Annotated in this window: 1 protein-coding gene; it reads left to right on the top strand. The window is 71.4% G+C overall.

Going from position 1 to position 231, the window contains the following annotated elements; all coding sequences use genetic code 11:
• A partial coding sequence (locus SB658_RS28010) for a hypothetical protein (RefSeq protein ID WP_410603868.1) occupies nucleotides 1-231 on the top strand: 231 nt, incomplete at both ends.

Raw genomic sequence — 231 nt, 5'->3', positions numbered from 1 at the left:
GCCTGACCGCGCTCGCCCTCACCGGATGCACCAGCTCCGGCGACGAGGGAGGCGGCGACGGAGGCGACGGCATCACCTTCTGGCTGCAGGAGGACCTTCCCGACCGCGTCGCCGCGACGCAGGAGATCGTCGACGCGTTCACCGAGAAGACCGGCATCGACGTCGAGCTCGTCTCGGTCGCCGAGGATCAGTTCGCCCAGCTCCTGACGTCGTCGGCCGCCGCCGGCGACC

The sequence above is a fragment of the Bacillus sp. SIMBA_008 genome (assembly GCF_046535495.1).
Taxonomy (GTDB): domain Bacteria; phylum Bacillota; class Bacilli; order Bacillales; family Bacillaceae; genus Bacillus; species Bacillus subtilis.
The sequence above is the reverse complement of the archived record's forward strand: the minus strand, read 5'-3'. Positions and strand labels throughout refer to the sequence as shown.